Origin of the sequence: Streptococcus oralis (assembly GCF_001579175.1) — a bacterium.
Lineage (GTDB): Bacteria > Bacillota > Bacilli > Lactobacillales > Streptococcaceae > Streptococcus > Streptococcus oralis_O.
Genome location: NZ_KQ970759.1, coordinates 865339 through 878360 on the forward strand (window position 1 = coordinate 865339; position 13022 = coordinate 878360).

A 13022-nucleotide genomic window follows, 5' to 3' on the forward strand; every position below is an offset into this window, starting at 1 on the left:
ACAGAATTCACACACTCTATTATTACTATTAACTTTCTAATACTAAAAATAAATAAAGGAGAATCCATGATTCATTTTTCAATCAATAAAAACTTATTTCTACAAGCCTTAAATACTACAAAACGAGCAATTAGCTCAAAAAATGCTATTCCAATTTTATCAACAATCAAAATTGACGTTACCAATGAAGGAATTACTTTAATTGGATCAAATGGGCAAATCTCCATTGAAAATTTCATTTCTCAAAAGAATGAAGATGCTGGTCTTTTGATTACTTCATTAGGTTCGATTCTTCTTGAAGCCTCTTTCTTTATCAATGTTGTATCTAGTCTTCCAGATGTAACGCTTGATTTCAAAGAGATTGAACAAAAACAAATTGTTTTAACAAGTGGCAAATCAGAAATCACCCTAAAAGGAAAAGATAGCGAACAGTACCCACGAATCCAAGAAATTTCAGCAAGCACACCTTTGGTTCTTGAAACAAAACTACTCAAGAAAATTATCAATGAAACAGCATTTGCTGCAAGTACGCAAGAAAGTCGTCCAATTTTGACTGGTGTCCATTTTGTTTTGAGCCAACACAAGGAACTAAAAACAGTTGCGACAGACTCACACCGCCTTAGCCAGAAGAAATTGACTCTTGAAAAAAATGGAGATGATTTCGATGTGGTGATTCCTAGCCGCTCTCTACGCGAATTTTCAGCGGTATTTACAGATGATATTGAAACTGTAGAGATTTTCTTTGCAAATAATCAAATCCTCTTTAGAAGCGAAAATATTAGCTTCTACACTCGTCTCCTAGAAGGAAACTATCCTGATACAGATCGTTTGATTCCAACAGACTTTAACACTACAATTACTTTTGATGTGGTTAATTTGCGTCAATCTATGGAGCGTGCACGTCTCTTATCAAGTGCGACTCAAAACGGTACTGTGAAGCTTGAAATTAAAGGTGGGGTTGTTGGTGCCCATGTTCACTCTCCAGAAGTTGGTAAAGTAAACGAAGAAATCGATACGGAGCAGGTGACTGGTGATGATTTGACTATTAGTTTCAACCCAACTTACTTGATTGATTCCCTCAAGGCTTTAAATAGCGAAAAGGTTACTATTAGCTTTATCTCAGCAGTTCGTCCATTTACTCTTGTGCCAGCAGATACTGACGAAGATTTCATGCAGCTTATCACACCAGTTCGTACAAATTAAGTGAAAGAGGTTGAGCCTGGCTCGCCTCTTTTATGATATAATCAAAAAAGAAAAGGAGAGTAGTATGTATCAAGTTGGAAATTTTGTTGAAATGAAAAAGCCGCATGCTTGTACCATTAAATCAACTGGTAAAAAAGCCAATCGTTGGGAAATTACACGTGTTGGGGCAGATATCAAAATCAAATGTAGCAATTGCGACCATCTTGTTATGATGAGCCGCCATGATTTTGAACGAAAAATGAATAAGATTATTGAATAAGAACCCTTAGTTAGAGGGTTAGCAAGTTTTCCCTTTTTGTGTTATAATGTTAGGGATTGAAATGAGAACGGAGAATGAGAAACTATGGCTTTAACAGCAGGTATCGTTGGTTTGCCAAACGTTGGTAAATCAACCCTTTTTAATGCAATTACAAAAGCAGGAGCAGAGGCAGCAAACTACCCATTTGCGACTATTGATCCAAATGTTGGAATGGTAGAAGTTCCAGATGAACGCCTACAAAAACTAACGGAAATGATTACTCCTAAAAAGACAGTTCCAACAACCTTTGAATTTACAGATATTGCAGGGATTGTAAAAGGCGCATCGAAAGGAGAAGGTCTAGGGAATAAATTTTTGGCCAACATCCGTGAAGTAGATGCGATTGTTCATGTTGTGCGTGCATTTGATGATGAAAATGTTATGCGCGAGCAAGGACGTGAAGATGCCTTTGTGGATCCACTTGCAGATATTGATACCATTAACTTGGAGTTGATTCTTGCTGATCTAGAGTCAGTAAATAAACGCTATGCGCGTGTAGAAAAGATGGCGCGTACGCAAAAAGATAAAGAATCAGTAGCAGAGTTTAATGTCCTTCAAAAAATTAAACCAGTCCTTGAAGATGGAAAATCAGCACGTACCATTGAATTCACAGATGAAGAACAAAAAGTAGTCAAAGGTCTCTTCCTTTTGACGACTAAACCAGTTCTTTATGTTGCTAATGTAGATGAGGATGTCGTTTCAGATCCAGACTCTATCGACTATGTCAAACAAATTCGTGAGTTTGCAGCGACAGAAAATGCTGAAGTAGTAGTTATTTCCGCGCGTGCTGAGGAAGAAATTTCTGAGTTAGATGATGAAGATAAGCAAGAGTTTCTTGAAGCACTTGGCTTGACAGAATCAGGCGTTGATAAATTGACTCGTGCAGCTTACCACTTGCTTGGGCTTGGAACTTACTTTACAGCTGGTGAAAAAGAAGTTCGCGCTTGGACCTTTAAACGTGGTATGAAAGCTCCTCAAGCAGCTGGTATTATCCACTCAGACTTTGAAAAAGGCTTTATTCGTGCAGTCACCATGTCATATGAGGATCTAGTGAAATACGGATCTGAAAAGGCTGTAAAAGAAGCTGGGCGCTTGCGTGAAGAAGGAAAAGAATATATCGTTCAAGATGGCGATATCATGGAATTCCGCTTTAATGTCTAATAATATTTAACAAATAGTGTCAATTAGGTTGGAAAAAAATTCCAACCCTTTTGGCTTTTGAAAGGAAAATAAATGACTAAATTACTTGTAGGATTGGGAAATCCAGGGGATAAATATTTTGAAACCAAGCACAATGTTGGCTTTATGTTGATTGACCAATTAGCTAAAAAACAAAATGTCACTTTTACACACGATAAGATATTTCAAGCTGACCTAGCATCTTTTTTCCTCAATGGAGAAAAAATTTATCTTGTCAAACCGACGACCTTTATGAACGAAAGTGGAAAAGCGGTTCATGCTTTATTGACTTACTATGGTTTGGATATTGAAGATTTACTGGTTATTTACGACGACCTTGACATGGAAATTGGAAAAATTCGTTTAAGAGCAAAGGGCTCAGCAGGTGGTCATAATGGGATCAAGTCTATTATTCAACATATAGGTACTCAGGTCTTTAACCGTATTAAAATAGGTATTGGAAGACCTAAAAAAGGTATGTCAGTTGTTCACCATGTTTTAAGTAAGTTTGATCAGGATGACTATGTAGGTGTTTTACAGTCAATTGACAAGGTTGACAAAGCTGTAAACTACTATTTACAAGAGAAAAACTTTGAGAAAACAATGCAGAGGTATAATGGATAAATGGTGACTTTATTAGATTTATTCTCAGAAAATGATCAGATAAAAAAATGGCATCAAAATCTGATAGATAAGAAAAGACAACTAATACTAGGTCTGTCAACTTCTACCAAGGCTCTTGCAATTGCAAGTAGTCTAAAAAAAGAAAATAAGATTGTGTTATTGACATCAACTTATGGAGAAGCAGAAAGAATTATCAGTGATCTTCTTTCTATCTTAGGAGAGGAATTTGTCTATCCATTTTTGGTAGATGACTCTCCTATGGTAGAGTTTTTGATGTCTTCACAAGAAAAAATCATTTCGCGAGTTGAAGCCTTGCGTTTTTTGAGTGATCCGTCTAAGAAAGGGATTTTAGTTTGTAATATCGCAGCAAGTCGCTTGATTTTACCTTCTCCAACTGGATTTAAAGAAAGTATTATAAGGATTGCAGTCGGTGAAGAATATGACCAACATGACCTTCTTCACAAATTAAAGGAAATAGGCTATCGCAAAGTTACGCAAGTACAAACTCAAGGTGAGTTTAGTATTCGAGGAGATATTTTAGATATTTTTGAGATGTCTCAGTTAGAACCTTTCCGAATCGAGTTTTTTGGTGATGAAGTAGATGGAATTCGGACTTTCGAAGTAGAAACACAATTATCAAAAGAAAATCAAACAGAACTCATTATCTTTCCAGCAAGTGATATACTTTTGAGGGAAAAGGACTATCTACGAGGGCAGTCAGCTTTAGAAAAGCAAATTTCAAAGACCTTATCACCAATTTTAAAATCATACTTGGAAGAGATTTTGTCAAGTTTTCATCAAAAACAAGTACATTCAGATAGTCGAAAGTTTTTATCTTTATGTTACGATAAAACATGGACTATATTTGATTATATTGAAAAAGATACACCAGTGTTTTTTGATGATTACCAAAAATTGATGAATCAGTATGAAGCCTTTGAAAGAGAGTTAGCGCAATACTTTACAGAAGATTTACAGAATGGTAAATCATTTTCTGATATGCAGTATTTTGCAGATACAGAGCAAATCTATAAAAAACAAAGTCCAGTTACCTTTTTCTCCAATCTCCAAAAAGGATTAGGAAATCTCAAGTTTGATCACATTTATCAATTTAATCAATATCCTATGCAAGAGTTTTTCAATCAGTTTTCTTTTCTTAAAGAAGAAATTGAGAGATATAAAAAAATGGACTACACTATTATCTTGCAGTCTAGCAATTCAATGGGAAGTAAAACATTGGAGGATGTTTTAGAGGAATACCAGATTAAATTAGATTCCAGAGATAAGTCAAGTATTTGTAAAAAATCTGTAAACTTAATCGAAGGTAATCTAAGACATGGTTTTCATTTTGTAGATGAAAAAATTCTCTTGATTACTGAACATGAGATTTTTCAAAAGAAATTAAAACGTCGTTTTAGAAGACAACATGCGTCAAATGCAGAGCGATTAAAAGATTATAATGAACTTGAAAAAGGGGACTACGTTGTTCACCATATTCATGGAATTGGTCAATATCTAGGCATTGAAACAATTGAAATCAAAGGCATTCACCGTGATTATGTCAGTGTTCAATATCAAAATGGAGATCAAATCTCCATCCCAGTAGAGCAGATTCAGTTACTGTCAAAATATGTTTCAAGTGATGGTAAAGCGCCAAAACTTAATAAATTAAATGATGGTCATTTTAAAAAGGTCAAGCAAAAAGTTAAGAACCAGGTAGAGGATATAGCTGACGATTTAATCAAGCTTTATTCTGAGCGTAGTCAGTTGAAGGGGTTTGCTTTCTCAGCTGATGATGATGAGCAACATGCTTTTGATGATGCTTTCCCTTATATTGAAACGGATGATCAACTTCGTAGTATTGAGGAAATTAAGAGAGATATGCAGGATTCTCATCCCATGGATCGACTTTTAGTTGGGGATGTTGGCTTTGGGAAGACTGAGGTTGCAATGCGTGCTGCTTTTAAGGCGGTCAATGATCATAAACAAGTTGTCGTTCTAGTTCCGACGACGGTTTTAGCGCAACAACACTATACAAATTTTAAAGAGAGATTTCAAAATTTTGCTGTTAATATTGATGTGTTGAGTCGCTTTAGAAGTAAAAAGGAGCAGGCAGAGACACTTGAAAAATTAAAGAATGGTCAAGTCGATATTTTGATTGGAACGCATCGTGTTTTGTCAAAAGATGTTGTGTTTTCAGATCTAGGCTTGATGATTATTGATGAAGAGCAACGATTTGGTGTTAAGCATAAGGAAACATTGAAAGAACTGAAGAAACAAGTGGATGTCCTAACCTTGACAGCTACTCCAATACCTCGTACTCTTCATATGTCTATGTTGGGAATCCGAGATTTATCTGTTATTGAAACCCCTCCGACCAATCGTTATCCAGTGCAAACCTATGTTTTGGAAAAGAATGATAGTGTGATTCGTGATGCTGTCTTGCGTGAAATGGAGCGTGGAGGTCAAGTTTACTATCTTTACAATAAAGTTGACACTATTGATCGGAAGGTTTCAGAATTACAGGAGTTGATTCCAGAAGCTTCGATTGGGTTTGTTCATGGACAAATGAGTGAAATTCAGTTAGAAAACACTCTATTGGACTTTATTGATGGCCAATATGATATTTTGGTGACAACTACCATAATTGAAACAGGTGTTGACATTCCGAACGCCAATACCTTGTTTATTGAAAATGCAGACCATATGGGCTTGTCAACCTTGTATCAATTAAGAGGAAGAGTTGGTCGGAGCAATCGCATTGCCTATGCCTATCTCATGTATCGTCCAGAAAAATCAATTAGTGAAGTCTCTGAAAAGAGATTAGAAGCAATCAAAGGATTTACAGAATTGGGATCTGGTTTTAAGATTGCTATGCGAGATCTTTCAATTCGTGGAGCAGGAAACCTCTTAGGAAAATCCCAATCGGGCTTCATTGATTCTGTTGGTTTTGAATTGTATTCTCAGTTACTAGAAGAAGCTATTGCTAAACGCAATGGCACTGAGAACACAAGAAATAAAGGAAATGCTGAGTTGATTTTACAAATTGATGCTTATCTTCCTGACACTTATATTTCTGACCAACGACATAAGATTGAAATTTACAAGAAAATTCGTCAAATTGACAACCGTGTCAACTATGAAGAATTACAAGAAGAGTTGATGGACCGTTTTGGGGAGTATCCAGATGTGGTGGCCTATCTTTTAGAGATTGGTTTGGTCAAATCATACTTGGATAAGGTATTTGTAGAACGTGTGGAAAGAAAAGACAATAAGATTACAGTTCAATTTGAAAAAATCACTCAACGATTGTTCTTGGCTCAAGATTATTTTAAAGCCTTATCTGCAACGAACTTAAAAGCAGCTATAGCAGAGAATAGAGGACTAATGGAAGTTGTATTTGATGTCCGAAACAAGAAGGATTATGAAATTTTAGAAGGGCTGATGATTTTTGGAGAAAGTTTACTAGAGATAAAAGAATCAAAGGAAGCAAATCCCATTTAACATTTTTCTTCTATAAAAAGGATAAAAATGGTACAATAATAATTTGAGGTAATAAAAATGAGATTAGATAAGTATTTAAAAGTATCACGAATTATTAAGCGCCGCACAGTCGCAAAGGAAGTAGCAGATAAAGGTAGAATCAAGGTAAATGGAATTTTGGCCAAAAGTTCAACAGATTTGAAAGTTGATGACCAAGTTGAAATTCGCTTTGGAAATAAGTTGTTGCTTGTAAAAGTACTGGAGATGAAAGATAGTACAAAAAAAGAAGATGCAGCAGGCATGTATGAAATTATCAGTGAAACACGGGTAGAAGAAAATGTCTAAAAATATTGTACAAATGAATAATCCTTTTATTCAAAATGAACACCAACGTCGTCGCTACCTGATGAAGGAAAGACAAAAGAGGAATCGCTTTATGGGTTGGGTTCTTATTTTGATGATTTTATTGTTTATTTTACCGACCTATAATCTGGCCCAAAGCTATAATCAGTTACTGCAACGTCGTCAGCAATTGACAGAGTTGAAAGAGCAGTATCAAACTCTCAGTGATGAAAAGGATAAGGAATCCGCTTTTGCTGCAAAGTTGAAAGACGAAGACTATGTAGCAAAATATGCACGCGCCAAGTACTATTACTCAAAGAAACGAGAAGCGATTTACACAATTCCTGATTTGCTTCCGAGGTAATGTCATGGAAAATTTATTAGAAGTTGTTGAGCAGTTTCTAAGTTTATCAGATGAAAAACTAGAAGAATTAGCGGCTAAAAATCATTCATTACGATTACAAGAAGAAAGGGAAGAGAAGAATGCGTAAGTTCTTAGTAGTTTTATTGCTACCTGCTTTTATCATAACCTCAAGAGTAGTTAGCACAGAAAAACAGCTTCCTTACTCTTCGCAAGAAATTTATTATCTAACTGAGTCTGACTATGGGTTCTACTATAAAGAAACACTGGAAACCCCAATGGTATATGGAGAAACAACTCTCTATGCTAATGAGGATCTTGTCAAGGAGTCTGGTAAATTGACTCCTGGAAACACCTTTAAAATCGTAGAATGGCGTTTGAATAGACAAGGTGTTCCTGTTTTTAAATTAGATAATCACCAGTTTATCCTTGCAGATAAGCGGTTGGTCTATGATCAAAGTCATGTTCAAACTCAAAATAGACAAGTATGGTTGGAACAAGGGTTTGTTATCTATAACAGCCCTTATGATGCTAAAGAAATTTCTTCTACCCTCTCCCCCTATCAACACGTACTAGTGGATAGAACTCTCTTTGCTGAGGGACAAGAATTTCTTCATATTGATCAAGTTGGGTGGGTATCAAAAGAGTTCGTTTCAGAAGAAGATAATCGCATCCAGAAGGTTCAAGAAATCTTATCAAACAACTATCAGAATGAAAATTACTCTATTTATGTTAAACAGCTGAACACGGGTAAAGAGGCTGGGGTGAATGAAGACAGCAAACTCTATGCAGCTAGTATCTTAAAATTAGCCTACCTTTATTATGCTCAAGATAAGATAAACCAAGGCGACTATACGCTGGACAGTAGCTTCAAATATATCCCCGAAGTAAATAGCTTTCCTGGCTCCTATAAACCAGAAGGTAGTGGTAGTTTACCTAAAAGAGAAGACAGCAAAGATTACAGTCTTCAACAGTTGATTACCAAGGTAACAAAAGAGTCTGATAATGTTGCTCATAATATTTTAGGTTATTATGTGACCAATCAATCTGACGGGGCTTTCAAAGAAAAAATGTCCACCATTATGGGTGAAGATTGGGATGTGAATGACAAATTGACTTCTTCAAAAATGGCTGGAAAAGTCATGGAAGCTATTTATAATCAGAATGGTTTTGTCCTAGAGTCTCTAGGTAAGACCGATTTTGACAACCAACGAATCGCAAAAGGTGTTTCGGTTAAGGTAGCTCATAAAATTGGAGATGCTGACGAGTATAAACATGACACTGCCATTGTTTATACGGATTCTCCTTTCGTTCTTTCTATTTTCACCAAAAATTCTGATTATGACACTATTGCTAAGATAGCCAAGGATGTCTATGAGGTTCTAAAATGAGGGATCAGGATTTTTTAAATCATTTTCTCCAAAAAGAGTATTTCAAAAAACATTCTAAAGTCGTGTTAGCTTTATCTGGTGGACTGGATTCAATGTTTTTATTCCAGCTATTGTCTACTTACCAAAAAGAGTTGGAAATTGAGTTGATTTTAGCTCATGTCAATCACAAGCAGAGAAGTGAGTCTGACTGGGAGGAAAATGAACTAAGGAAGTTAGCTGATGCAGCTGAACTTCCTATTTATATCACAAGCTTTTCAGGAGACTTTTCAGAAGCGCGAGCTCGAGAGTTTCGTTATGATTTTTTTAGGAAAATCATGAAAGATGTTGGAGCGACAGCCTTGGTCACTGCCCACCATGCGGATGATCAGGTTGAAACGATTTTAATGCGTTTGATTCGCGGAAGTCGGTTACGTCATTTAATAGGAATAAAAGAAAGTCAAGTAGTTGATGATATTGAAATCATCCGTCCCTTGTTGCATTTTCATAAAACAGACTTCCCACCAATTTTTCATTTCGAAGATCAAACAAATCATGAGAACAGCTATTTTCGCAATCGTATTCGGAATAGGTATTTACCAGAACTTGAAAAAGAAAATCCCCGCCTTAGATCTGCTCTTTTAAATCTAGGAAGTGAGATTTCAGATTACCAAGCAGCCATAACGGAGCTTTCTGAACAGATTGATGTAGAAGATTTGAATGAGCTCTTTTCATACTCAAAACAAACTCAAGGGGTCTTGCTCCAGAACTATCTCAATCAATTCCCAGACTTAAATCTTACGAAGTCTCAGTTTGATGAAGTTCGACAGATTTTAGCAAGGAAAAGCCAGTATCGTTATCCATTGAAAAATGGCTATGAATTGATAAAAGAGTATCAGAATTTTCGAGTTTGCAAAATCAGTCCTCAGGCTGATGAAAAGGAAGATGAACTTGTGTTACACTATCAAAATCAAGTTCGACATAAGGGCTATTTATTTTCCTTTGGCATTCCTATTGAAGGAGATGTTGTTCAAAAAATAAGTGTTTCGCGAGAAACTTCGATACGAATTAGAGGTCGAAAACCTGGTGATGTTATTAGGCTGAATGGTCATCGAAAGAAACTGAGACGCTTATTTATAGATTTGAAAATCCCTATTGAAAAACGAAAAACAGCTCCTATTATTGAGCAATTTGGAGAAATTGTCTCAATTTTAGGAATTGCGACCAGTGATTTGAGTAAAAACACGAAAAATGATATAATGAACACTGTACTTTATATAGAAAAAATAGATAGGTAAAAAGATGTTAGAACACGATATTAAAAAAATCCTCGTTTCACATGATGAAATTACAGAAGCGGCTAAAAAGCTAGGTGAACAATTAACCAAAGACTATGAGGGGGAAAATCCAATTCTTGTTGGAATTTTGAAAGGATCGATTCCTTTTATGGCTGAATTGATCAAACATATTGATACGCATATTGAGATGGACTTCATGATGGTGTCTAGCTACCATGGTGGAACAGCAAGTAGTGGTGTGATCAATATCAAGCAAGACGTGACTCAAGATATCAAAGGAAGACATGTTTTATTTGTAGAGGATATCATCGATACAGGTCAAACTTTGAAGAATTTGCGAGATATGTTTATTGAAAGAGAAGCAGCTTCTGTTAAAATCGCGACTTTGTTGGACAAACCAGAGGGACGTGTTGTTGAAATTGAGGCAGATTATACCTGCTTTACTATTCCAAATGAGTTTGTAGTAGGTTATGGTCTGGATTATAAAGAAAATTATCGTAACCTTCCTTATGTCGGAGTATTGAAAGAAGAAGTTTATTCAAATTAGAAAGATCTATCTTTAATGAAAAAACAAAATAACGGTTTAGTTAGAAATCCATTTCTATACTTGTTAATTATCTTCTTCCTTGTAACAGGATTCCAGTATTTTTATTCTGGAAATACTGCGGGACGAAGCGAAAAAATTAACTATACAGAATTGGTAAAAGAAATTACAGCAGACAATGTAAAAGAATTAACCTATCAGCCGAATGGTAGCATCATTGAGGTGTCTGGTGTTTATAAAAATCCTAAGACTAGTAAAGAAGAAACAGGAATTCAATTTTTCACTCCTGCTACCACAACAGTAGAAAGATTCTCAAGTACCATTCTTCCGTCGGATTCAACAGTTGCAGAATTGCAAAAACTTGCTTCTGAACATAAGGCAGAGGTAACGGTTAAACATGAGAGTTCGAGTGGTATGTGGATCAATATCCTTGTCTCTGTTGTGCCATTTGCCATTCTCTTCTTCTTCCTATTCTCTATGATGGGAAATATGGGAGGAAACAATAGTAGAAATCCAATGAGTTTTGGACGTAGCAAGGCCAAGGCAGCTAACAAAGAAGATATCAAGGTACGATTTTCAGATGTAGCAGGTGCCGAGGAAGAAAAACAAGAATTAGTAGAAGTTGTTGAATTCCTAAAAGATCCAAAACGATTTACAAAACTTGGTGCGCGTATTCCTGCGGGTGTTCTTTTAGAGGGACCTCCGGGAACAGGTAAGACTTTGCTTGCTAAGGCGGTTGCTGGAGAAGCAGGTGTTCCATTCTTTAGCATCTCAGGATCAGACTTTGTAGAAATGTTTGTTGGAGTTGGTGCAAGTCGTGTTCGTTCTCTTTTTGAGGATGCTAAAAAAGCAGCACCAGCCATTATCTTTATCGATGAAATTGATGCTGTTGGTCGCCAACGTGGTGTTGGCCTCGGTGGAGGAAATGATGAACGTGAGCAAACCTTGAACCAGCTCTTAATTGAAATGGATGGTTTTGAGGGTAATGAAGGAATTATTGTTATCGCTGCGACAAACCGTTCAGATGTTCTTGATCCAGCTCTTCTCCGCCCAGGACGTTTTGATAGAAAAGTCTTGGTTGGTCGCCCTGATGTTAAAGGTCGTGAAGCAATCTTGAAAGTTCACGCTAAAAACAAACCTCTAGCAGAAGATGTTGATTTGAAATTAGTTGCCCAACAAACTCCAGGTTTTGTGGGAGCTGACTTGGAAAATGTTCTAAATGAGGCAGCCTTGGTTGCAGCCCGTCGCAACAAGTCAGTTATTGATGCTTCAGATATTGATGAGGCAGAGGACAGAGTGATTGCTGGACCGTCTAAGAAAGATAAAACAGTATCACAAAGAGAACGTGAGTTGGTTGCCTACCACGAGGCTGGACATACCATTGTTGGTTTAGTCTTATCGAATGCCCGTGTTGTTCATAAAGTGACTATCGTACCACGTGGACGTGCAGGCGGATACATGATTGCACTTCCTAAAGAAGACCAAATGCTTCTTTCTAAAGAAGATATGAAAGAGCAATTAGCAGGTTTGATGGGAGGTCGTGTTGCTGAAGAAATTATCTTTAATGTCCAAACGACAGGAGCTTCAAACGACTTTGAACAAGCTACACAGATGGCGCGTGCAATGGTCACTGAATACGGTATGAGTGAAAAACTAGGTCCAGTTCAATATGAGGGCAATCATGCTATGTTTGGTGCACAAAGTCCTCAAAAATCAATTTCAGAACGAACAGCTTATGAGATTGATGAGGAAGTTCGTTCATTATTAAATGAGGCACGAAACAAAGCAGCTGAAATTATTCAATCAAATCGTGAAACTCATAAACTGATTGCGGAAGCATTGTTGAAATACGAAACATTGGATAGTACTCAAATTAAATCCCTTTACGAAACAGGAAAAATGCCTGAGACTGTAGAAGAGGAATCTCACGCCCTATCTTATGATGAAGTAAAATCAAAAATGAGTGAAGAAAAATAAACTTAGAGAGGTTCAACCTCTCTTTTTATGTTCTAATGTGAAGGCTACCGAGCAGATGCCCTGATAGTCGACCCTCCTCGAACGGGTTTAGATGACAAGTTATTAGATACCATCCTAACCTATGTACCAGGAAAAATGGTTTATGTTTCTTGTAATGTTTCGACATTAGCGCGAGATTTGGTTAAACTGGTAAAAGTCTATGATCTCCAGTATATCCAGTCGGTCGATATGTTTCCCCACACGGCACGGACAGAAGCAGTGGTTAAGTTAGTGAAGAAAAATTAAATTCACTGGAAAAAGTTCTTGACAAAGGCGGAAAAGAAGGTATAATAGAAAGAGTCGAAAA

General features: G+C 36.6%; 12 protein-coding genes and 1 pseudogene. All 13 read left to right on the top strand.

Annotated elements, in window-relative coordinates; all coding sequences use genetic code 11:
* Window positions 1-66: 66 nt before the first annotated feature.
* Complete coding sequence (dnaN, locus tag SORDD24_RS04310) at window positions 67-1203, top strand: DNA polymerase III subunit beta (protein WP_061407792.1); 1137 nt, start codon at window positions 67-69, stop codon at window positions 1201-1203.
* Between the two features lie 64 nt (window positions 1204-1267).
* The gene (locus SORDD24_RS04315) at window positions 1268-1462 is read left to right on the top strand and encodes a DUF951 domain-containing protein (protein WP_061407796.1); all 195 of its coding nucleotides are present in this window, start codon (window positions 1268-1270) and stop codon (window positions 1460-1462) included.
* 84 nt (window positions 1463-1546) lie between these two features.
* Window positions 1547-2662 (top strand): redox-regulated ATPase YchF, encoded by a 1116-nt coding sequence (ychF, locus tag SORDD24_RS04320; protein WP_001218700.1) that lies wholly within the window; start codon window positions 1547-1549, stop codon window positions 2660-2662.
* A gap of 72 nt (window positions 2663-2734) precedes the next feature.
* A complete protein-coding gene (gene pth / locus SORDD24_RS04325) occupies window positions 2735-3304 on the top strand; it encodes an aminoacyl-tRNA hydrolase (RefSeq protein WP_061407798.1) in 570 nt (189 codons plus the stop codon).
* Complete coding sequence (gene mfd, locus SORDD24_RS04330; RefSeq protein WP_061407800.1) at window positions 3305-6808, top strand: transcription-repair coupling factor; 3504 nt, start codon at window positions 3305-3307, stop codon at window positions 6806-6808.
* A gap of 57 nt (window positions 6809-6865) precedes the next feature.
* Window positions 6866-7132, top strand: a complete 267-nt coding sequence (locus SORDD24_RS04335) for an RNA-binding S4 domain-containing protein (protein WP_001234973.1) — start codon at window positions 6866-6868, stop codon at window positions 7130-7132.
* On the top strand, window positions 7125-7493 hold the full coding sequence (locus tag SORDD24_RS04340; RefSeq protein WP_000041917.1) for a septum formation initiator family protein: 369 nt from the start codon (window positions 7125-7127) through the stop codon (window positions 7491-7493). Before SORDD24_RS04335 ends, SORDD24_RS04340 begins: the two co-directional genes overlap by 8 nt.
* Window positions 7494-7497: 4 nt before the next feature.
* Window positions 7498-7620 (top strand): SP_0009 family protein, encoded by a 123-nt coding sequence (locus tag SORDD24_RS11920; RefSeq protein ID WP_061407803.1) that lies wholly within the window; start codon window positions 7498-7500, stop codon window positions 7618-7620.
* The gene (locus SORDD24_RS04350; protein WP_061407806.1) at window positions 7613-8881 is read left to right on the top strand and encodes a serine hydrolase; all 1269 of its coding nucleotides are present in this window, start codon (window positions 7613-7615) and stop codon (window positions 8879-8881) included. Before SORDD24_RS11920 ends, SORDD24_RS04350 begins: the two co-directional genes overlap by 8 nt.
* Window positions 8878-10155 carry a tRNA lysidine(34) synthetase TilS gene (gene tilS / locus SORDD24_RS04355; RefSeq protein ID WP_061407808.1) on the top strand — a complete coding sequence of 426 codons (1278 nt, stop codon included), beginning with the start codon at window positions 8878-8880 and terminating at the stop codon, window positions 10153-10155. Before SORDD24_RS04350 ends, tilS begins: the two co-directional genes overlap by 4 nt.
* A 4-nt stretch (window positions 10156-10159) precedes the next feature.
* Entirely contained in the window at window positions 10160-10702 is a 543-nt protein-coding gene (hpt, locus tag SORDD24_RS04360) for a hypoxanthine phosphoribosyltransferase (protein WP_061407813.1), read from the top strand.
* Between the two features lie 15 nt (window positions 10703-10717).
* The gene (gene ftsH / locus SORDD24_RS04365) at window positions 10718-12676 is read left to right on the top strand and encodes an ATP-dependent zinc metalloprotease FtsH (protein WP_061407816.1); all 1959 of its coding nucleotides are present in this window, start codon (window positions 10718-10720) and stop codon (window positions 12674-12676) included.
* Window positions 12677-12715: 39 nt separating this feature from the next.
* Window positions 12716-12961, top strand: a pseudogene (locus tag SORDD24_RS10790) (23S rRNA (uracil-5-)-methyltransferase RumA); the annotation flags it as partial.
* Between the last annotated feature and the right edge of the window lie 61 nt (window positions 12962-13022).

What these genes read in the sequence shown, in the direction of transcription:
- pth (WP_061407798.1), top strand. Translation starts at nt 2,735, where the DNA reads ATGACTAAATTACTTGTAGGATTGGGAAATCCAGGGGATAAATATTTT.
- SORDD24_RS04335 (WP_001234973.1), top strand. Translation starts at nt 6,866, where the DNA reads ATGAGATTAGATAAGTATTTAAAAGTATCACGAATTATTAAGCGCCGC.
- ychF (WP_001218700.1), top strand. Translation starts at nt 1,547, where the DNA reads ATGGCTTTAACAGCAGGTATCGTTGGTTTGCCAAACGTTGGTAAATCA.
- mfd (WP_061407800.1), top strand. Translation starts at nt 3,305, where the DNA reads ATGGTGACTTTATTAGATTTATTCTCAGAAAATGATCAGATAAAAAAA.
- SORDD24_RS04350 (WP_061407806.1), top strand. Translation starts at nt 7,613, where the DNA reads ATGCGTAAGTTCTTAGTAGTTTTATTGCTACCTGCTTTTATCATAACC.
- SORDD24_RS04315 (WP_061407796.1), top strand. Translation starts at nt 1,268, where the DNA reads ATGTATCAAGTTGGAAATTTTGTTGAAATGAAAAAGCCGCATGCTTGT.
- SORDD24_RS11920 (WP_061407803.1), top strand. Translation starts at nt 7,498, where the DNA reads ATGGAAAATTTATTAGAAGTTGTTGAGCAGTTTCTAAGTTTATCAGAT.
- dnaN (WP_061407792.1), top strand. Translation starts at nt 67, where the DNA reads ATGATTCATTTTTCAATCAATAAAAACTTATTTCTACAAGCCTTAAAT.
- SORDD24_RS04340 (WP_000041917.1), top strand. Translation starts at nt 7,125, where the DNA reads ATGTCTAAAAATATTGTACAAATGAATAATCCTTTTATTCAAAATGAA.
- hpt (WP_061407813.1), top strand. Translation starts at nt 10,160, where the DNA reads ATGTTAGAACACGATATTAAAAAAATCCTCGTTTCACATGATGAAATT.
- ftsH (WP_061407816.1), top strand. Translation starts at nt 10,718, where the DNA reads ATGAAAAAACAAAATAACGGTTTAGTTAGAAATCCATTTCTATACTTG.
- tilS (WP_061407808.1), top strand. Translation starts at nt 8,878, where the DNA reads ATGAGGGATCAGGATTTTTTAAATCATTTTCTCCAAAAAGAGTATTTC.